The sequence below is a fragment of the Streptomyces sp. NBC_00237 genome, assembly GCF_026342435.1.
GTDB lineage: Bacteria > Actinomycetota > Actinomycetes > Streptomycetales > Streptomycetaceae > Streptomyces.
The window spans coordinates 1,498,532-1,519,170 of sequence record NZ_JAPEMT010000002.1 but is presented as its reverse complement, the minus strand read 5'-3'; the positions used below and the strand labels follow the sequence as shown (position 1 = coordinate 1,519,170).

The following is a 20,639-nucleotide window of genomic DNA, read 5'->3' as shown; positions in this document are numbered from 1 at the left end:
GCCTCCTGCTGTGGTCGAGCACCCTCGTGCCGTGCGTGGTGGATGGGGTGACCGTTTCCGTCGTCCGATCCGCTCGGCGCTTCCCCGTGTCCTGCGTGTACGGGCGCACGGCCGGTCTGCCGACCGCTCCGCGCCTGCGGAGCGGGTGCGCCTGCCGGGCCCGTGCGTCAGCCTAGTCGTCGCCACTGTCCGCACGGCAGGCCCGTTCACCCGACGAACCGCGCCTCCGACGCCACTTGACGCCCACAAGTGACCCCGTGGCGTCACTCCGTCACCGTCAAATCGGTCACAACTCGACATCTCCGTACGGAAGCTGACCTGCGTCCCTTGCCCCGGCACGCTTCCCAACAATCAGGTGTCGACACCTGTGTCATGCGTCATGGCTCCGCCGTCCCCGCTCGGCCCCATACGGCGGAGCGGCCCCCGGAACCGCCCCGGCGACCGCCCCACTGCGAACTCCGACCCCGCCCACGACTACGTCAGGTCGAACTCCCCGTCGCGCGCCCCCAGGACGAACGCCGTCCACTCCGCCTCGGTGTACCGCAGCACCGTGCCGGGGTCCGTCGACGAACGCATCGCGACCGCGCCCTCGGGCAGGTACGCGATCTCCACCCGCTCCTCGGCGTCCTCGGTGCCCGGCGCACCGAGCCACTCCACGTCCGAGATGTCGAGGGCGTAGAGCTCGTCCTTCTCCTGCTGAGTTCCCATACCGGTTGTCCCCTTCGTCACTTCCGCTCGACTCAACCGTCGCCCTCACGGGCGCCGTTGCCAAGGCCATGGTGCCCGATGTGCGGGAGGGGGATTGCGCCATTGTCCCGTTCGTGCAAGAGGCAGGGGCCGCACTCGGGAGTCGGCCGCCCCTTCCTCCCTCCCGCCTCCTCCGGCTCAACCCTCCTGCCCCACGAGGTCCATTCGTCGGGGCGGCCCCACCAGCCCCACCTCCGCAGCCCCGTCCGGCACGGTCGCCACCCACTGCCGCTCGGCCCCGCCCGCACACCACAGCGTGACCCCGTCACCCAGACCCGGCAGGGCCTCGCGCTCCTCCGGTGTCAGGTCCAGCAGCCGCCCCAACCGCTCCGCCTCCTGCGGCGAGACCTGTTGCACGCCGACGAGCGCCGCGCCGCGTACGAGCCCGGGCGCCACCGGACTCACGTACGGCAGCAGCGTCAGTACGGACTGCCAGGGCGCGGGCACCACCCGCCCACGCGGCGGCCGCATCCCGCAGTCCCGTACGACGAGAGCCGGACGCCCCTCGCCCGCCCCGAGCACCGGCACCCGCCCGACCCCGAACACCTCCGCGCCGACCCCTTCCGCGACCCCCGCCCACAGCCGCGCCCGCGCCGTCTCGACCGCCACCCGCACACCGCCCCGGGCCGCCCGCGCCGCGAGCACCTGCGCCGTCCACACCCCGCCGATCAGCAGCACGTCGTACGGAACCGCCCGGTGCACCCCGAGCAGCAGCACGCGCCCCTCCCGGTCGACCCCCACCGGAACCCCGTCGCCCCCGACGGACACGCTCCAGGCCGCGCCGCCGCCCGGCACGCCCGAGCGGCGGGCCCTGCGCGCCCCGAACAAGCCCCTCACCGCGCACCGCCGAGCGGCAGGGTGGCGAACAGCCCGGGAACCTGCTCCCGGTCCATCCGTACGAGATCCAGTCGAGCGGCCCGGGAGAGCCGCCCCAACTCCCGCTGTGCCGCGATGAGTTCGACCTCACCCGCAGCGCTGACCCGGAGATGGCCCGCCGCGCCCGCCGAACCCCGAGCGAGGCGGTGGCGGAACACCAGGCTCACGGTGGCTGTCAGGCCCGAACCACCGGGCAGGGCCGCAACCGATGCGACGGCGTCACGCAGGTCGCCCCCGACCGCGTACGTGGTGTGCGCCAGCCCCGTGCCGTCGCGCCACATCCGCACCGACTCGCCGGTGCTGTCCCCGGCCCCCGTGTCCCCGGCCCCGGCACCCGTGCCCCCGGCCCGCCCACCGGCCGCCGCGTCCACCGCCGCGTCCACCCCCTCCCGATCCAGCACCACCGCCCGCAACCCGCCCGCCCCCTTCAACCTGCTCGCCACATGATCAGCAGCCCGCACCAGGCACCGCTGCGCCCCACCGAGCCCGCCCCCGCGCGCGGCCACCGCCTCGGGGCACAGCCCGGGTTCCAGTCGCAACGCCACCCAGGTGGCCCGCGCCGCAGGCGCACCCCCAACCGCCGGAACCCCTCGCACCTGCTGCACCACCTGCACCGACGCCAGCACCACGTCGTCCACCTCCAGGGCCTCCGCCAGCATCCCCAACGGCAACTCCACCGCGCCGCCCGCCGGGCGCAGTCCCGTACCGGAGGCTTCGACCCGTACCAACGCCGTCAGGAACGTCCCGTCCCCGACCATCCCGACGCCACCCCGGCCCCCCGCGCCACCTCGCCTCTCGTACGCGTACGAACGCAACCCAGGCACCCCGCAAGCGGAATCCGCCCCGGCCTCCCTGACCCGACCCCGCGCGCGGAACCTCGCCGCCACCCCCAGCCACCCGACCGCACTCCGGCCGCGCCTGCGCAGCACGACCAGTGCCACCCCTGCGGCACCGGCCGCGACCCCCGGCCCCAGCCACGCCGAGCCGCCCGTCACGCCCGCCGCAGCCACCGCGAGCGCACCTTCGCAGAGCGCCAACTCCCGTACTCCGAAAGACCTGTTGAGTCCCCGCACCCTCGCCCCGATCGCCGTACCGACTCCTGCGGCCGTAACCCCCGCTTCCGTAAGGGAGTTGACGGAGCGTTCACCCTATCTGAGCTGTGAGTGACCGAAGTCGCGGTCCGTGGCGTACGGAAAGGGGTCCGGAAGCGGCGACCGGGGGAGAGTGGCGGCAGCCCGATGGCATCACGACGAGACGAACTCAACGCGTACGTCTTCGCGAAGCGGAGGCTGGTCGCACAGTTCCTGCACCCCAGCCCGACAGGCTCGGAGGAGGGCGCCCCGCGTCCCCTGCGAGCCGTCCTGCCGGGACTGCTGGCCGGGGCGGTGGGCCTGGCGGGCTGCGCCGCGTGGGGGCTGCTGAGCCCGGTCGCGCCCAGGGACTGGGACGTGCCGTACAGGCACGTCATCGTCGCGACCCCGTCCACCACCCGCTACGTGGTGCTGAAGACGAAGGGCAGGCCCAAGCTCCACCCCGTCCTGAACATGGCATCCGCCCGGCTCCTCGTCCCCGACGCCGAGGGCAGCGTCATCAAGGTCGCCGACACGACCATCGACGAAAGCCCCCTCCTGCGCGGCGCGACCGTCGGCATCCCGTACGCGCCGGACCGTCTGCCGACCGAGTCGGAGGTGACGAAGCCCAGGCCCTGGGCGGTCTGCGACCGGGCGGAGCCCGGCGGCCAGGCGGTGCGGACGGCGGTGTTCGTCCTCGCGGGCCGGGACGCCCGGCAGGTGGAGGGGCGGCACGTGCTGCGGGGCGGCCAGCTCCTGTACGTACGGGACACGGACGACCCTGCCGCGCACTACGTGGTGGACGCGACGGGGACCTCGTACCCCGTGAACCACGAGAACGAGCGTCTGATGAAGCTGCTCGTCGGCACCGGCGAGGTACCGCACCGGGTTTCGAAGGAGTGGCTCAAGACGCTCCACAGGGGTTCGCCCATCGAGATGCCCACGGTGAAGGGTGCGGACGGTCCCTCGCGGGTCCGTGGGCCGAGGCCGGACCTCGGTCGGGTGGGCACCCTCCTGAAGGGCCCCGAGGGAGGCCGCATCAAGCGTTACGTCGTCCTCGCGGACCGGGTCGCGCCGGTCACGGACTTCATCGCCATGCTCCTGCTCGGCAGCGGGAAGGTGCCGCAACCCCCACCCGGCGACGACTCCCGGCTGGTCTACGACCTCACACCGGGAGCCCCGTTCCGCCCGCCCGGAAGCGAACGCTGGCCCACGCTCGGGCCCTCCGCCACCCACCCCTCCCATGGCGTCGTCTGCTCCGTCCTCCACTCCGTCAACCGCTCGACCGGCCGCACCACCCTCACGGTCTGGTCCGGCCCGGACTTCCCCCACCCCCTCCCCGGCAGCGCCACCTCCGCCTACGTCACCCCCGGCTCCGGCCAGCTCTTCCGCCAATTCAGCGGCGCCCGCACCGACCTGGGCCCCGTCTTCCTCGCCACCGAGGCGGGCCTGCGCCACACCATCCAGACGAAGGGCATCGCCGAACCCGGTGACGCGGGTTACCGCGACGCCCCCTCCCCGACGGCGGGCAAGGGGCAGCCGCAGAGCGCGATGGAACTCCTCGGTTACCGAACCGGCCCCCACGCCCCGATCCCGGAAGCCTGGTCCTCGCTCCTCCCGACGGGCCCACGCCTGTCGACGGGCGCGGCGGTACAGGTCCAGGGCCCGTGAAGCGCGCCCGGGACGCGTACGGCACCACCCTCCGCCGCTGCGCCGCCGCCATCACGCTCGCCGTTCTCTGCCTTCCCTCCGCCCAGGCCCGTGGCCAGTCGGATGCCGGGGCCGACCCGGGCCTGTGCGCCTTCGGCGGGAAGCCGTACGGGGGCCGCCCCTGGCCCCTGCAACGCCTCCAACTGGCCGAGATCTGGCACCGGTCGGGTTCGCGGGGGAAAGGCGTCCGGGTCGCGGTGATCGATACGGGAGTGGACGTCAGGAACCCCCAGCTCACCGACGCGGTGGACCAGGGCGCGGGCCGCAGCTTCCTGCCCTCGGGGGCCCGCGACGGCACCCATGACGAAGTCGGCCACGGCACCAAGGTCGCCGGAATCATCGCCGCCCGCCCGCACCCGGGAACGGGCTTCGTCGGCCTGGCCCCCGAAGCCACGATCATCCCCATCGACCAGAACGACGCCGAGGGCACGGGGACTCCCGAGAAGCTGGCGGACGCCATCGGGCACGCCGTGGACCAGCGCGCCGCCATCATCAACATCTCCCAGGACACGGCGAACACCGCCAACCCGGCGGTGCTGGAGAGGGCGGTGCTCAAGGCCCTCGCGGCCAAGGTCGTCGTCATCGCCTCCGCAGGCAACGACGGGGCGGACGGCGAGGCGAAGCCGACCTACCCCGCCTCCTACCGGGGCGTCCTCGCCGTCGCCTCTTCCGACCGCGACAACGAACGCGCCTACTTCTCCCAGACCGGCCCCTTCGTCGGCATCGCCGCCCCCGGTACGGACATCGTGTCCACCGTCCCGGGCGGCGGCCACTGCACCGACAGCGGCACGAGCTTCTCCGCCCCGTACGTGGCAGGACTCGCCGCCCTCGTCAAGGGCAAGCACCGGAACTGGACGGGAGCGCAGATCGTCACGCAGATCCAGCAGACCGCCGAACGGTCGTCCCCGGGCCCCGACCCCCTCCTCGGCTGGGGCGTCGCCGACCCCCTCCGCGCCCTGACCGACGACGCCCGTCCCGGCGACCACCCCGTCGCCACCTGGGACCGCCCCCGTGCGGAGGCCCCCACGCCACTCCACGCCCCGACCGGCGAGACCCCTCAGGAACGCACCGTACGACTGTCTCTCTACGTCCTCACGGGCAGCACGGTCGCCCTCGCCGCGCTGGCGGGCACGGCGGTGGCGGTACGGGACGCACGCCGTCGCGGACGGCGGACACCCACGCCACCCGGACCCGACACCACCCCCTGAACGCGTGTCGCAATACGGCCCACGACACCGCCCACCCGCTACGGCAGCACGCCCCAACCACCGCCCCTGACCAGCGACTTGAACGCATCCCGCGACCCGGTCCGATGGCACGCTCAACCGATCAGCAGCACACCGCACGGCCCACTCCACGGAGCTCCACGGAGCCCACCTCATGGAGACCCCCGCACGACGAAAGGAGCCCTGTGCGCGACGGAGACCGCACCCCCGCCCCCACCGCCCCGGGCGGCGACCTCGCCCGGGGCGCGGACGCCCTGCGCCGCTTCCGCACCCGCGTGCACGCGATGCTCGCCGCCTTCGAGGACGGCCCCGCAGGCCCGGGGAAACTGGCGACCCCCCGCCTCGCCCGCGCCGACCTGGGCGCGCCGGGCACCGCCTTCCCCGAAGCCGACGACCTGTACGCGCACTACCGCCGGGTGCACAGGGGCCTGGTGACGCTCTCCCGCTCCCTCACCGAGCAGATCGAGTCCCTCTCGATCGCGGTGCACGGAGCCGAGGTCGGCTTCGACAACCTGGAGGAAGCCCAACGCCACCGCTTCTGGTCCATCCGCTCCCGTACGGAAGCGGAAGCGGAAGCGGAAGCGGAAGCGGGGCCGGGTCCGGTCCCGGGGCCGGGTCCGGAACGGCGGGCCGACGCATGACCGCTGGCAGCGGCAGCTTCGAGACCCACCGCCTGAACACGATGATCGACCTCGTCGAGGCAGGAAACCCACGGGCCGTCGCAGGTGCGGCATACGCCCTCGCGGACGTGCGGGAGTCCTTCACGGAGGCGGCCCACGAGCTGCGCCAACGCCTGGCAGCGGTGGAGTGGAAGGGCGAAGCGGGCACGGAATTCCGCCGCTTCGGCACCCGCCTGGCGAACCACGCGGACGACCTGGGCACGTACGCACGGGTCGTCGCCGACCAACTGGAGCAGGCGGCGACGGGCCTGGCCTCCGTACGCAACTCCATGCCCCCACGCAGTACGACACCGGAAACGGAACCGCTCGCCCTGCCCGGCTCACCGGCCGACCTGAACCGTCAGGAGGCACTCACCCAACTTAACAGGCTGGCCTCCCACTACGCGGTGGCGGGCGCGAACCTGGCGGCGGCGGAACCACCCCGCTTCGACTCGGACCTGAGGGCGGACGTACCGAGGCCGACGGCGGCGGCGGGCGGCATGGGAGGCACGGGAGGCATGGGCAGCCCGGGAGACGCGGGTGGCACGGGCGGATCCGCTGGGCACGCCCCCAGTACGGCAGGAGCCCACGCCCCGCCCGCCCCCACGGGAATCGACGAACCCACCCGGAGCCACACTCACCCGGCCGCCCCGCGCCCGCAGTGGGCACCCACGCCGCCCGGCCTGCCGGGTGCGCCGCACACGACGGACGTACCCACCACCCGCCCGACGGCGACGACCATGGAACTGAACAGCCTGGCCCCCGGAGCCCATCCGCCGACGGCACCCCACCCCTCACCCCCGCAGCCCCAGGGCCCGGCTCCTTCCACGGCCCCGCCACTGGGCCCGCCCCCCACTCAGCTCGGGGCGATCTCGGGCGGACTCCCGCTGGCCTCGACCGCACGGGGCGGGGCTTCGACGGGCGCCCCGGGCACCGGCAACCGCACGACCACCCCCGCACCGTCCACCGCGTACGGCGCGGCAACCACGACGCCGTCCACCACCGGGCGGCCCGGCGCACCCACGTCCGCTCCCCGGCCCCTCACGGGCATCCCGGGCGTGATGGGCGGCACCCCCACCTGGGCAGCGTCACCCACCACCCGCCCCGCCTTCACCCAGGGCGGCGCGGGCCTGGTCCGCACGCAGCCCACCAACCCCAGGACCGGACGCCGCCCGGCCCCACCCCCGAACCGCGCCACGGAGGACAGCGAGACCTGGACCTCGGCGGGCCCGGCCGCCAACCCCGCAGTCATCACCGGCCCCCCAACCACGCACCCCCACTGAGGAGGACCCACCCATGGCAGTCCAGAAGGTCAACGGAGTCGCGCTGGCGCAACTCCAGACGGAACTCAGCCGGAACTTCGAGAGCGTGAAGGGCCAGCTCCACAAACTGCACGCCACGATCGACGCCCTGGAAGGCCAGTGGAAGGGCATCGGGGCGGGTGCGTTCAACGCGAAGCAGGCGCAGATCAACCAGAACATGGTCCGCATCGGGAAGCTCCTGCTGAAGTTCCAGGAGGCGATCGCGGCGGCCCGCACGATCTCGGGCGACACGGAGGACGACGTCCTGGCCGCCATGCGCGGAATCGACGTCACCCCGGGCTACGCGGACGGCCCCGCAGCCCCGCCCTCCACCCCCACCTCCTCCTTCTCCCGCTACTGACCCATAACCCACCACCACCCAAGGAGCACGCACCTTCATGCCCCCCAACGACGGCACGATGCTGGTCACGTACGCGGCCCTGGACGAGGCGGCCCGCACGATCAAGGCCCAGGCCGCCCACCTCGACGAGAGCCTCGAAGCGATCAAGACCAAGATCGCCTCGGTCTCGGAACTCTGGTCGGGCGACGCCCGCGAGGCGTACAACATGGCCCAATCCCAATGGGACCGCGAAGCCAAGGCCATCCACACCTCCCTGCTCCAGATCTCCCGCGCGGTCCAGGAGGCGGCCCCGGCTTACCGGGAGGGGGACAGGAGGGCTGCGCAGGGCTTTATGTAGTTCGCGGACCCACGTGTGGCCCCCTGCGCAGGATGCCGGGGGCCACATTGCGGTTGGGAGATGTCAGTTGCACTCGTCCGCCACGCCGACGGCTCGGGCGTAGCCGGTCACCAGTTCCCTCATCTTCTGCTCGTTCTCAGGCGTGGTGTTCAGCGCGTATACGACGACGAAGAGTTGGCCCGGTGCGTCCCGCCAAGTCTTGTCCGGCCTGGGGCAGGAGACCTTGCTGACGCCACCCTCTTCCGAGTAGGAGTGCGATCCGTCCTTGGCCACGTGTTCGCTCACATCGATGCGTGGCCAACTTGCGGAGATCTGGGAGACGGCAGTTCCGGGACTGGACCACACGGTCGACAGTGCCATGGTCTTCTCGCCGTCGACGGTGACGTTGCAACGGCGCATGCCGATGACCCCCGTGTCCGCCAGGCGTACGTCGATTTGCTTGCCTCCCGGCAGGAAGGGGTCGAGCAGCGAGGTGCGGAGAGCGGTGCCGCACAGGCGGTCGGGTGTGGCGTACTCCCTCTTCGCCCCTTCCCCGGAACAGGCGGACAGCGCGAAGACCAACGAAACGATGGCGACCGCCGGGCGAACTCGCGGAAGCCGCTGGAGCTGGTACATAGGGAAGCCCTTTTAGGATGAGATCTCGGTGGTGAGGTCGTCGGCCATTCTTGAAGTGTCGCTCTCTGCACTCTTGTAGCCACTCTGGAAACCGTTGAGGGCCCAATCGGCGGGCTTCCCTTGAGGGTTGCTGATGTGAGTCTCCGTAGCCAGCACTGCGGCTTTTTGCGCCACCTTATTCGCAGAGTCGAAATCGTTCTCCCAAATCGCTCCGGAATTCCTGCCCGCGGATTTCAAATCCTCCGACTCGATCTGCTGCCCTACATACTCGATCACCATCCCGGTGAGCGCCGCGGCCCCGCCGCCTGCGACCGCCCCGCCAAGTGGGGACGCGATGAAGGTGGCTCCTGCTCCGGTGACGATTCCCACCGCACCAGAAATTGCCGCCTTATTGTTGCTCAGCGCATCACTGAACTCTTTGTCTGTCGCTCGGGCAGTTCCCAAGAGCGCCTCCTGGCGTCCGTAGGACAAGGTGCCGCTGATCTCCCCGGCTCGGTGGGAAATATCAGTGATGGTCCTTTCCGGTGGGTAGGGATAGCGCAAATCCTCTGGTGTACTCGGTTTCAGGTGGTAGTCCATCAGGCTGCCCATGTAGACCTTGTGACCGTAATGCAGCTGGGCATTGCCCTCAGGTGTCTGGCCCAGATTGAAAAGGAAGCGCGTCGTGTCGAGGTGACTCAACTCGGCTGCTGTGCCGCTCACGGGGTACAACACGTTCGTGCTGCCGTACGTATCGTCAGACAAGGCTCGGCTGATGTCCGGAAGATAGTCGACAGCGACCCTGCCAATGCTGTCCGCCATGTATTCCCGATCCGTCAATCGATTCCCGTCCTCGGAGATCGACGTCACCAGTGACTCCATGATCCGAGCCTGACCCGGTGTGTGCGCGATCACCCGATCGCCCCCCTCTCCCGCCACCCTCCCCGTCGCCGCCGCCTCCACCGCACACGCCATGAAGTCCGGCCCCGCGAAACTCTCCGTCCCGTCCGAATGGTGCGTCACCGGCCAGTCCCGCTCCTCGAAAAGGTACTGAAAATTGCTCAGCGCCTCCCTCCCCTTATCCTCATCCTCCTCATCGACCCAGAATTCGTGATCCTCATCCGCCGTCACGAACGACCCGTTGAAGAATTCCGTCGCCGCCTCCGGACTCTTCGACAGCGCCTGCATGAACCCCGTCATCGGATCGTGCCCCGCATCCGTCCCGCTCCGGTTCAGTGGCAGGGAGTCGTCCCAGATGTCCTCCGCCGACTCCCGCCCGTTCTCGCCGAGTTCCTTCTCCACCCGGATGAGCTCCGCCCCGTACCCCTTCAGGAACTCGTTGTCGTACTGCCCCCACCGCATCAGGTTGCTCATGACCTGGAACCCCATGGCCTCCCGGCGCCCCGCCCCGATCGCCTCGTCCCCCAGACCGATCATGTCCCGCTCCCACTGCCGCATCTGCGGACTGTCGGACCGGGTCGCCTCCGCCAACGTCAGCCCCAGGTACTTCTGCAACTCGTGGTCGTCCTCGAAGCGGGCCTGCCCGGCCCAGAAGTCCAGCGAACCCCGCGCCCCCACCCCCACCGCGAACCGCTCCGCGAAGAGCGGGTCCGACGCGTACTTCTTCAGCCCAGCCTTCAAGGACTCCAACTCCTCCGGCCCCGCCCCCCGCCCCTTCCGCAGGATCGCCGCCATCACATCCGCCTCCCGCAGGGCCGCCGCCGCCCCGTCTCGATCCCCGTACGCCACCCCCGCCACGAACCCCCGCTCCGCCTGCGCCACCAGCGCCCTCAGCACCCTGTCCGCCGACGTGTCGCTCTCCGTCGCCGCATTCAGGATCCGCTGCAACTCGTCCCGCAGCGCCGCACTCTCCCTCTCAGCGGCCTTCTCCCGCGCGGCCTTCTCCGCCCCGGTCTCACCCGGCGTACACGGAGCGTTCGCGAGCACCTTGAAACCGCCCCCGGCCGTCCCCACCACACCCAGCCGCTTCGCCGCCCCCCGCTCGATCGCCCGCTTCAGCTCCTCCCGGTGCCTGACCAACTCGTCCCGGGTGTCCCGCAGGACGTTGTGAATGCTCGTCGCCTGCGTCCGCGCATCCCCGAACTCCCCGGCGGTCTTCCGTACGAACTCCCGCGTGACCCCCGCCGCGACCCCGGCCCACCGCGCCCGCTCCGCCCGCCCCTTCAGCCCCTCCCGGGCCTCCTGCTCCAGCACCTTCAACCGCCGGACCACCTGCGCCCACTCGCGTACGGCATCGTCAAGCGCGGCGAAATTCCCGTGCCGCAACGCTTCCAGCTTCATCGGCGCCGCTCGGCTTCCTCGTCGAAGGCGGTGGTGAGCTGCGCGATGGAGCTGACGGTCCGCGCCACGAAATGTTCGTCGCTCCTGTGGATCTTCTGCGCCGCATCGAGGCCGTTCGAGATGTGCCCGCACGCGTCCACCAGGGACCGCACCTGTTGCCCCCACCGTTCCTGCACCCGCTGCAAGGCACCCCCGAGCGCGAACTCCTGCCCACTCAGGTCCCGTGCCGCCGCGAGGGTCGCGGCCACCGGTCCGCGCCCCTCCTTGCCGAGCCGCTGGAACAGCTGGAACGCATGGCCCCCGATCGCCGCCAGCTCCTGCTGACTAACCCTCAGGTCCCCGTCCCCGCCCCCGCCTCCGCCCCCGCCCGGCGCCGAGTTCAGCCGCATCCCTCCGGAGCCCCCGGTGCCCGCGACCTCACCCTTGATCCGCTCCCACTCGTCCCACGCCATTCGCGGGCACCCCTCTCCGTCGACTCGTAGCAGGCGGTGGACGAAACCCGGAGCCGAAACCCGGAGCCCGAAACCCGAAGCCCAAAGCCCGCAGTCCGAGGCCCTCACCCCACCCACCCCGTCTGCACCAACGAGACCCCCCTCCTCCGAGACACCGCCACGCCCCGCCCCACCGGCAGCACCCTCGGCCGCACACCCCCGAACACATCCCCCTCGTTCGGATCACCGGACAGCACCACCCCCTGCGCCCCCAGCTCCACCATCCGTTGCACGAAGGGCTCGTACGCCGCCCTGCTCGCCCCCGCCGTGTTCCGCGCCAGCACGAACCGCACGCCCACGTCCCGCGCGAACGGCAACAGCTCCACCAGCGGGGAGAGGGGATTCCCGCTCGACGTCGACACGAGGTCGTAGTCGTCCACCACCACGAACACCGTCGGCCCCTCCCACCAGCTCCGCTCCCTCAGCTCCCGCGCCGTCACGTCCGCCGAAGGAGCGCGCCGCCGCATCAGCTCGGCCAACGCCTCCACGTGGTGGTCCATGGAGTGCGACATCGGTACGTACTCCGCGAGATGCGACGGGGGAGTGGCATCGAGCAGCCCCCGCCGGTTGTCGATCACGAAGAACTTGCACTCCTCACCCCCGTACCGCTCGCTCAACTGCCCGATCAGCAACCGCAGCAGATTCGTCTTCCCCGACTCGCTCTCCCCGAAGACCAGGAAGAACGGGTCCCGCTCGAAGTCCGCGAACACGGGCTCCAACCGGTCCTCGTCGACCCCGAAGGCCACCCCGTCCCCCGGCCGCGCACCGCCCCCGGGCAGCTCCCGCGCCGCCAACTCCCTCGGCAACAGCCGTACGGGAGGAGCCCCGGCCACCCCCGCCCATCTCTTCCCGGCCTCCCGCACCAGCTCCGCCGTCGCCTCCGCGAGCCCTTCGCCCGACCCGCCCCCGTCGCAGCGCGGCACCGCCCCCATGAAGTGCAGCTTCTCCGGCGTCAGCCCCCGCCCCGGCACCCCCGCCGGAACCTGCGCCGCCACCCGCCGATCGATCTCCGAGTCCATGACGTCGCCCAGCCGCAGCTCCAGCCGGTTCATCAGGAGGTCCTTGAGCTGCGCCCGTACCTCCATCGAACGCGAAGCGGTCACGACCACGTGCACCCCGTACCCGAGCCCCCGCGCCGCGATGTCGACCACCACCCCCTCCAACGCCTCGTACTCCGTACGGAAGTTCCCCCACCCGTCCACCACCAGGAAGACATCGCCCCACGGCTGCTCGGCTTCCCCCAGGCTCTCCACTTCGTTCGAGCAGGAGGTACCCCCTTCCCTCCCGCCGCGCGCCCGCATCGCCCGGTACGTCGCCACGGAGTCGATCCCCGCCGCCCTGAAGTACTCCTCCCGCGCCGCCAGCACCCCGTGCACCTCGGCGACGGTCCGCCGCACCCGCTCGGGATCGAGCCGCGACGCGACACCCCCGACGTGCGGCAGCCCGGCCACCGCCGCGAGCCCGCCCCCACCGAAGTCCAGCCCGTAGAACTGCACCTCCCGAGGCGAGTGCGTCCACGCGAACGACGCGACGAGCGTCCTCAGCAGCGTCGACTTCCCGGACTGCGGCCCGCCCACGATCTGCATGTGCCCGGCCGCCCCGGAGAAGTCCCTCATCAGCACGTCCCGCCGCTGCTCGTACGGCTTGTCGACGAACCCCAGCGGGACCCTCAGCGCCCCCGCCCCCTGCACCCCCAACGCGTCCAGCGCGGGCGGACAGTCCAACGGCGGCAACCACACCCGATGCGCCTCGGGCCCCTGCCCCTCCAACCGCCGCACGACCACATCGAGCACGGACTCGCTCAGCGCCTCACCCTCCGCGTCCCCCTTGTCCCCCGCTGCCCCTTCTTCCCCTTCACGGTGCCCATGGCCCTCGGGAGACCGCGCAGGCGAGGGAACAACTCCATACACCTCACCCGCCCCCGGAACCCCGTCAGCCCCCAGAGACACCCCCGCCCCCACCCAACCCGCCGTGAACCGCACCGGCCCCCGCCTCGCCCCGCGCACCCCGACCGCACTCGCGGCGCCCACCCCCACCGCACTCCGGTACGCCCCCGACACGTACGCCGCCTTGAACCGCACCAGCTCGTCCGTGCCGTGCTTCAGATACCCCGACCCCGGCACGTTCGGCAGCTGGTACGCGTCCGGCACCCCCAGCGCCGCCCGCGACTCCGCCGCCGAGAACGTCCGCAGCCCCACCCGGTACGACAGATACGTCTCCAGCCCCCGCAGCCGCCCCTCCTCCAACCGCTGCGAAGCCAACAGCAGATGCACCCCGAGCGACCGCCCGATCCGCCCGATCTGGACGAACATCTCGATGAAGTCCGGCATCGCCGTCAACAGCTCACTGAACTCGTCGATCACCAGCACCAGCGAAGGAATCGGCACGAGCGGCACCCCGCCCGCCCGCGCCCCCGCCGCCCGCGCCCGCTCGTAGTCGTGCACGTTCGCGAAGTTCCCGGCGTCCCGCAGCAACTCCTGCCGCCGGTTCAGCTCCCCCCGGATCGAATCCCCCATCCGGTCCACCAGCGACAGGTCGTCCGCCAGATTCGTGATGACCGCCGCCACGTGCGGCAACCGCGCCATCCCCGCGAACGTCGCCCCACCCTTGAAGTCCGCCAGTACGAAATTGAGCGTCTCGGACGAATGCGTGACCGCGAGCCCCAGCACCAGCGTCCGCAGCAGCTCCGACTTCCCCGACCCGGTCGCCCCCACGCACAGCCCGTGCGGCCCCATCCCCTCCTGCGCCGCCTCCTTCAGATCCAGGAGTACGGGAGTCCCGTCCTCGCCCACCCCGATCGGCACCCGCAACCGGTCCGCCGACGGCCGCGCCCGCCAGGTCCTGCCCACCGCCACCTCCCCGGCGTCCCCCAGCTCCAGCAGATCCGCGAACTCCAGCTCCGCCAGCAACGGCTCACCCGCCTCCACCCCCACCGGCATCCGCAACGGCGCCAACTGCCTGGCCAGGGCCTCCGCCGCCGCCACCCCGAGCCGGTCCGGCACGCCCTCATAGGCGACCGCGTCACCCGCCCGCCCCGACCCCGACTCCAACCGCAGCACCCCACCCCCCACCACCACGGACAACGCCCCCCGCGCATCCCCGTCCCCCAGCTCACCCGGCACGACCTCCACCACGGTCACGCCCTGAAGCCCCTCCGCAGCCGCCAGCGCACACCCCGCCGGAACCGTCACCCCGTCCAGTACGACCACCACATGCGGCCGGTCCACCAACGGCACCCCGTCCGCCCGGAACCGGGGCCGCCCCTCCAGCACCCCACCCAACAACCGCTCCAACTCCTCCACCCCACCGGCGACCAGCCGTCGGCACCCCGCCCCGTCCTCCGCCACCCCCGCATCACGCGCCTGCGCGTGCGGCAGCCACTTCACCCACTCCCACTCACCCCCGGCCCGCTCACCCACCGCGACGGCCACCACCAGGTCCGCGGGGGAGTGCAGGGCGGCCAACGCCCCCACCACAGCCCGCGCCTCCCCCCGTACGCACGCCTCCTCCCCACTCACCGTCACGTGATAGAAGGCCCGCAACGACACCGCCATCGGCAACTCGTCCACGGTGCTGTGCACCGCCAGGAACCGCCGCAACGCCCCCGCCGTCAACGGCTCCAGCTCGTCCACCGGCGCGGTCTCCGGAGCCACCAGCGGGGTCGCCAACTCCTGACTCCCCAACCCCACCCTCACCTGCGCGAAATCAGGGTCTCCCGCTCTCCTCTCCCACACCCGGCTGCCCTCCGCCACGAGCGCCCACAACTGCTCCGGCGCCGGATGCACGAACAGCTGCACATCCCGCTGAACCCGCGCGACCTTCCGCACGGACCGCCGCACCTGCGCCAGATGCTTCAGGTAGTCCCGCCGCAGATCCGCCAACTGCCCCTGGTTCCCCCGCCGGTGCCGCACCACCATCGCCACGGTCATGGCAACGGCCGACACGAGCATCAGCCCACCCATGACCTGCATGATCGGCCGCCCGCCAACGAACAGGAAGACCACCGACCCACCCATCCCGATCATCGGCAGGAGCTGCATCAGCACCCCCTCCTGCTGCCCACGCGGCAACTCGGGAGGCGCCTGCAACGGCACGACCTGCTCATCGGCTCGCGCCCCGCCCGGCGAAACCCGTACCGGACGCTTCACAACGATCTGTCCCACGATCCCCCATCCCCTCACCGAACAGACGTGTCACCCCAAACCCCCCTGACCGCCCGCGGATCCTAGTGCCCCACCCACCCCCAGCACCCGCCGACCTCCTCACCCCACACCCTCCCCGCCCCCTCCTCCGTTGGACCAACGCGGCCCCGAGCCCCCGACCCGCCATCCCCCGAAGGAGACCCTCCCGTTGCCCCCCACAACCACAACCACACCCACACCCACCACCACCCCTCCCCACGCGCCGCCCTCGCCAGGGCAAGCCCAGAACCCACCCCCCACCCCCTTCTGCCGCCTCACCCTCACCACCCCCCACACCCGCATCGACCTCGCCCTCCCCGCCGACCTCCCCCTCGCCGACCTCCTCCCCGAGATCCACCGCCTCTCCGCCCCGCGCCCGACCCCGTACGCACCCGTCGGCCACCACCTCGTGCGCCTCGACGGCACCCGCCTCGACAGCTCCCGCACCCTCGCCGCCCACCGCGTCCTCGACGGCGAGATCCTCGCCCTGCGCCCCTTCGCCGAGTCCCTCGCCCCACCCGTCTTCGACGACGTCTGCGACGCGGTCGCCTCCGCCGTCACCCGCGACCGCACCCTCTGGAGCGACCAACTCACCCGCACCGCAGGGCTGTTCGCCTCCTCCTCCCTGCTCACCCTCCTCGCTCTCGCCTTCTGGAACGCGACCCCCACCCACCGCACCCACGGCCTCCCCGGCATCCTCGCCACGGTCACCGCCGTCCTCCTCCTCGCCCTCGCCGCCGTACGCACACGGGTGTACGGAGACCAGGGCGCGGCCATCGCCCTCGGCACGCCCGCCCTCGCCCACGCCGCGGTCGCCGCCACCGCCCTCGTGCCGCCCACTCCCGGCCACGGCCCCGGCCGCCTCCACGCCCTCCTGGCCTGCGCCGCCGTCCTCCTCGCCTCCGTACTCCTGACCCTGGCCACCCCACCGACGCCGCCCCACGACAGCCCCACCTCCACGGGAACACCCGCAGCACCCCCCACCAGCACCCCCTTCCTCGCCACCGCGACCGCCGCCGCCACCGGCCTGCTGCTCACCTTCACCGGCACCCTCGCCGACCTCACCCCCGCCAGGACCGCCGCCCTCGGCGTCCCGCTCCTGGTCGGCGCCCTCGCCTGCCTCCCCGGCCTCGCCGCCCGCTCCGCCCGCCTCCCCGTCGGCTTCGCCCCGCCCCGGCCCGCCACCGGCCCCCAGGAGGCAGACCCCGCGCATCCCCTCGACGACCCCACCACCATCGCCACCCGCACCCACCGCGCCCACGAACTCCTCACCGGCCTCATCGGCGGCTGCGCCCTCACCGCCGTGACCTGCGCCGCCGTCCTCGGCTTCGCCGGCGGCCTGCGCGCCCAGCTCCTCGCCCTGGCCCTCGGCATCGCCCTCCTGATGCGTGCCCACCTCTTCCGCCACACCGCCCAGGCCGCCTGCACCCTCGGCGCGGGCCTCGCCGCACTGCTCCTGCTGGGCCTCGGCCTCGTACTGGACCCGCCGCACACGGGCGCCGCCGCACTCGATCTCCGTACGATCGTCATCGGCACGGGCATCGCCGCCACGGCTGCCGTCCTCACCGCGATCGCCCTGATCGTTCCCGCCAAGGGGGTCAGCCCGTTCTGGGGCCGCTTCCTGGAGCTGGCGGAGGGCTGCGTCCTGCTCACCCTCGTACCGCTCTGCCTGGCGGTCTTCGACGCGTACCACGCCCTGCGCAGCCTGGGCCCGTAGGAATCCTGGCGAGGCCCGCACAAACCGCCTGGTACTCTGGCCTACGGCCGTTTGTGTACGCGCCCGTCGGAGTCTCCCCGGAGCCCCGCGGACTGCGCCCAACGGATCCCCGCCTCCCGAGTAACGGAAGCTCCCCTGAGATCGAGACCAGGGGCACTCGGTGGCAATCACATACACACGAGGAGCACGCATGCCGCTCGACGCAGCTGTCAAGAAGCAGATCATGACCGAGTTCGGCCAGAAGGAGGGCGACACGGGATCCCCCGAGGTCCAGGTCGCCATGCTCTCCCGTCGCATCTCGGACCTGACCGAGCACCTGAAGACGCACAAGCACGACCACCACTCCCGCCGGGGTCTGCTGATCCTGGTCGGCCAGCGTCGTCGCCTGCTCCAGTACCTCGCCAAGAAGGACATCCAGCGCTTCCGTGCGCTGGTCGACCGTCTCGGCATCCGCCGTGGTGCGGCCGGCGGCGCCAAGTAGGACGCCACGAAGGGAGCGGTTCCCGCCACTGGGAGCCGCTCCCTTTGCCGTACGTACAGAGCTTGTACGTGCACGACGTACCCGACCCCACTTAGTCTGGTACGTGCAAGACCGTCACACCGCACGACGTGCACGACGTACGGAACCGTACGAATGCGTACGAAACACGTACGAAACACGTACGAACACAAAGAAGAGCGAGAAGCGCGACGCGTCCAGCCCGCCGGTCCTCGGTAGTGGCCCCCGGAGAAACACGACCCCGGGTGCTTCGATCGAAGACCGGCCCGCACCACGACGGAGCGCGCGCTTCTCCGCCACCGTCCCTCGCCACACGGGCGCAGGAGACGAAAGACGCTAAGTATCGGAGAAAACGCTAGTGGAGAACGAGACCCACTACGCCGAGGCCGTCATTGACAACGGCACCTTCGGCACCCGCACCATCCGCTTCGAGACGGGCCGCCTGGCCAAGCAGGCCGCCGGCTCCGCCGTCGCGTACCTGGACGACGACACCATGGTGATGTCGGCCACGACCGCCTCGAAGCGCCCCAAGGACCAGCTCGACTTCTTCCCCCTCACGGTGGACGTCGAAGAGCGCATGTACGCCGCCGGCAAGATCCCCGGCAGCTTCTTCCGTCGTGAGGGCCGGCCCTCCGAGGACGCGATCCTCACCTGCCGCCTGATCGACCGGCCGCTGCGCCCCTCCTTCAAGAAGGGCCTGCGCAACGAGATCCAGATCGTCGAGACGATCATGGCGCTCAACCCCGACCACCTGTACGACGTGGTGGCCATCAACGCCGCGTCCTGCTCCACGATCCTGGCGGGCCTGCCCTTCTCCGGCCCGATCGGCGCCACCCGCGTCGCCCTGATCAAGGGCCAGTGGGTCGCGTTCCCGACGCACACCGAGCTTGAGGACGCCGTCTTCGACATGGTCGTCGCCGGTCGCGTCCTGGAGGACGGCGACGTCGCGATCATGATGGTCGAGGCCGAGGCCACCGAGAAGACCATCCAGCTCGTCAAGGACGGCGCCGAGGCCCCGACCGAAGAGGTCGTCGCCGCCGGTCTTGAGGCTGCGAAGCCCTTCATCAAGGGTCTCTGCAAGGCCCAGTCGGACCTCGCCTCCAAGGCTGCCAAGCCCACCGGCGAGTTCCCGGTCTTCCTCGACTACCAGGACGACGTCCTGGAGGCCCTCACCAAGGCCGTCAAGTCGGAGCTGGCCCAGGCGCTCACCATCGCGGGCAAGCAGGAGCGCGAGCTCGAGCTCGACCGCATCAAGGAGATCGCCGCCGAGAAGCTCCTCCCGGCCTTCGAGGGCCGCGAGAAGGAGATCTCCGGTGCGTACCGCGCGCTGACCAAGAAGCTGGTCCGCGAGCGCATCATCAAGGACAAGGTCCGCATCGACGGCCGGGGGCTCACGGACATCCGTACCCTCGCCGCCGAGGTCGAGGCCATCCCGCGCGTGCACGGCTCCGCCCTGTTCGAGCGTGGCGAGACCCAGATCCTGGGCGTCACCACCCTCAACATGCTGCGCATGGAGCAGATGCTGGACACCCTCTCCCCGGTGACCCGCAAGCGCTACATGCACAACTACAACTTCCCGCCGTACTCCGTCGGCGAGACGGGCCGCGTCGGCTCCCCGAAGCGCCGCGAGATCGGCCACGGCGCGCTCGCCGAGCGCGCGATCGTGCCGGTCCTGCCGACGCGCGAGGAGTTCCCCTACGCGATCCGCCAGGTCTCCGAGGCGCTGGGCTCCAACGGCTCGACGTCCATGGGCTCGGTCTGCGCCTCCACCATGTCGCTGCTGAACGCCGGTGTGCCGCTCAAGGCCCCCGTCGCCGGTATCGCCATGGGCCTCATCTCCGAGGAGATCGACGGCAAGACGCACTACGTCGCGCTGACCGACATCCTCGGCGCCGAGGACGCGTTCGGCGACATGGACTTCAAGGTCGCCGGTACGAAGACCTTCGTCACCGCGCTCCAGCTCGACACCAAGCTCGACGGCATCCCGTCGTCGGTCCTGGACGCCGCGCTGAAGCAGGCCCGCGACGCGCGTCTGCACATCCTCGACGTGATGAACGAGGCCATCGACGTTCCGGACGAGATGTCCCCGAACGCGCCGCGCATCATCACCGTCAAGATCCCGGTGGACAAGATCGGTGAGGTCATCGGCCCCAAGGGCAAGATGATCAACCAGATCCAGGAGGACACCGGCGCCGACATCACGATCGAGGACGACGGCACCATCTACATCGGTGCCGCCGACGGTCCGGCCGCCGAGGCCGCCCGCGCCACGATCAACCAGATCGCCAACCCGACCATGCCGGAGGTCGGCGAGCGCTACCTGGGTACGGTCGTCAAGACCACCACCTTCGGTGCCTTCGTCTCCCTGATGCCCGGCAAGGACGGTCTGCTGCACATCTCGCAGATCCGCAAGCTCGCCGGTGGCAAGCGCGTGGAGAACGTCGAGGACGTGCTCGCGGTCGGCGCCAAGGTGCAGGTCGAGATCGCCGAGATCGACTCCCGAGGCAAGCTCTCCCTCATCCCCGTCGTCGAGGGTGAAGAGAACGACGGACAGAAGGACGACGCCTAA

16 protein-coding genes are annotated in these 20,639 nt (G+C 71.4%); 9 read left to right on the top strand and 7 right to left on the bottom strand.

The annotated features are described in order from the left end of the window. Positions 1-474: 474 nt before the first annotated feature. The 3 genes from OG897_RS20555 to eccE all read right to left on the bottom strand — a co-directional run bounded on the left by OG897_RS20555 (position 475) and on the right by eccE (position 2,660). Complete coding sequence (locus OG897_RS20555; protein ID WP_266658658.1) at positions 475-708, bottom strand: DUF397 domain-containing protein; 234 nt, start codon at positions 706-708, stop codon at positions 475-477. Between the two features lie 177 nt (positions 709-885). Further along, on the bottom strand, positions 886-1,575 hold the full coding sequence (locus OG897_RS20550) for a hypothetical protein (protein ID WP_266660359.1): 690 nt from the start codon (positions 1,573-1,575) through the stop codon (positions 886-888). Positions 1,576-1,580: 5 nt separating this feature from the next. Then, positions 1,581-2,660 carry a type VII secretion protein EccE gene (gene eccE / locus OG897_RS20545; RefSeq protein ID WP_266658657.1) on the bottom strand — a complete coding sequence of 360 codons (1,080 nt, stop codon included), beginning with the start codon at positions 2,658-2,660 and terminating at the stop codon, positions 1,581-1,583. A 201-nt stretch (positions 2,661-2,861) separates the two neighbouring features. On the opposite strand from eccE, the gene eccB reads away from it, so the two are divergent. The 6 genes from eccB (at position 2,862) to OG897_RS20515 (ending at position 8,287) form a co-directional block, all read left to right on the top strand. Continuing rightward, positions 2,862-4,364, top strand: a complete 1,503-nt coding sequence (eccB, locus tag OG897_RS20540) for a type VII secretion protein EccB (protein ID WP_266658656.1) — start codon at positions 2,862-2,864, stop codon at positions 4,362-4,364. Further along, positions 4,361-5,611, top strand: coding sequence for a type VII secretion-associated serine protease mycosin (gene mycP / locus OG897_RS20535; protein ID WP_266658655.1), 1,251 nt, complete (start codon positions 4,361-4,363; stop codon positions 5,609-5,611). The genes eccB and mycP overlap by 4 nt, the downstream gene beginning before the upstream one ends. A 203-nt stretch (positions 5,612-5,814) precedes the next feature. Next, a complete protein-coding gene (locus OG897_RS20530; protein ID WP_266658654.1) occupies positions 5,815-6,270 on the top strand; it encodes a hypothetical protein in 456 nt (151 codons plus the stop codon). After that, the gene (locus OG897_RS20525; protein ID WP_266658653.1) at positions 6,267-7,571 is read left to right on the top strand and encodes a WXG100 family type VII secretion target; all 1,305 of its coding nucleotides are present in this window, start codon (positions 6,267-6,269) and stop codon (positions 7,569-7,571) included. Before OG897_RS20530 ends, OG897_RS20525 begins: the two co-directional genes overlap by 4 nt. Before the next feature lie 13 nt (positions 7,572-7,584). After that, positions 7,585-7,950: a WXG100 family type VII secretion target gene (locus tag OG897_RS20520; protein WP_266658652.1), complete on the top strand. Its 366-nt coding sequence runs from the start codon at positions 7,585-7,587 to the stop codon at positions 7,948-7,950. Positions 7,951-7,987: 37 nt separating this feature from the next. Further along, positions 7,988-8,287: a WXG100 family type VII secretion target gene (locus OG897_RS20515; protein ID WP_266658651.1), complete on the top strand. Its 300-nt coding sequence runs from the start codon at positions 7,988-7,990 to the stop codon at positions 8,285-8,287. 63 nt (positions 8,288-8,350) lie between these two features. Here the strand turns inward: OG897_RS20515 and OG897_RS20510 are convergent, their stop codons facing one another. The 4 genes from OG897_RS20510 to eccCa all read right to left on the bottom strand — a co-directional run bounded on the left by OG897_RS20510 (position 8,351) and on the right by eccCa (position 15,836). Then, entirely contained in the window at positions 8,351-8,902 is a 552-nt protein-coding gene (locus OG897_RS20510) for a hypothetical protein (protein ID WP_266658650.1), read from the bottom strand. A gap of 12 nt (positions 8,903-8,914) precedes the next feature. Beyond that, a complete protein-coding gene (locus OG897_RS20505; RefSeq protein WP_266658649.1) occupies positions 8,915-11,182 on the bottom strand; it encodes a hypothetical protein in 2,268 nt (755 codons plus the stop codon). After that, complete coding sequence (locus OG897_RS20500) at positions 11,179-11,634, bottom strand: hypothetical protein (RefSeq protein ID WP_266658648.1); 456 nt, start codon at positions 11,632-11,634, stop codon at positions 11,179-11,181. Before OG897_RS20500 ends, OG897_RS20505 begins: the two co-directional genes overlap by 4 nt. Before the next feature lie 104 nt (positions 11,635-11,738). Next, positions 11,739-15,836, bottom strand: a complete 4,098-nt coding sequence (gene eccCa / locus OG897_RS20495; protein WP_266658647.1) for a type VII secretion protein EccCa — start codon at positions 15,834-15,836, stop codon at positions 11,739-11,741. 187 nt (positions 15,837-16,023) lie between these two features. Here eccCa and eccD point away from each other — a divergent pair, with 187 nt between their 5' ends. From eccD to OG897_RS20480, 3 genes are all read left to right on the top strand, one after another. Then, positions 16,024-17,571, top strand: a complete 1,548-nt coding sequence (gene eccD / locus OG897_RS20490) for a type VII secretion integral membrane protein EccD (protein WP_266658646.1) — start codon at positions 16,024-16,026, stop codon at positions 17,569-17,571. Positions 17,572-17,761: 190 nt separating this feature from the next. Further along, positions 17,762-18,052, top strand: a complete 291-nt coding sequence (gene rpsO, locus OG897_RS20485) for a 30S ribosomal protein S15 (protein ID WP_266658645.1) — start codon at positions 17,762-17,764, stop codon at positions 18,050-18,052. 376 nt (positions 18,053-18,428) lie between these two features. Next, positions 18,429-20,639 carry a polyribonucleotide nucleotidyltransferase gene (locus OG897_RS20480; RefSeq protein WP_266658644.1) on the top strand — a complete coding sequence of 737 codons (2,211 nt, stop codon included), beginning with the start codon at positions 18,429-18,431 and terminating at the stop codon, positions 20,637-20,639.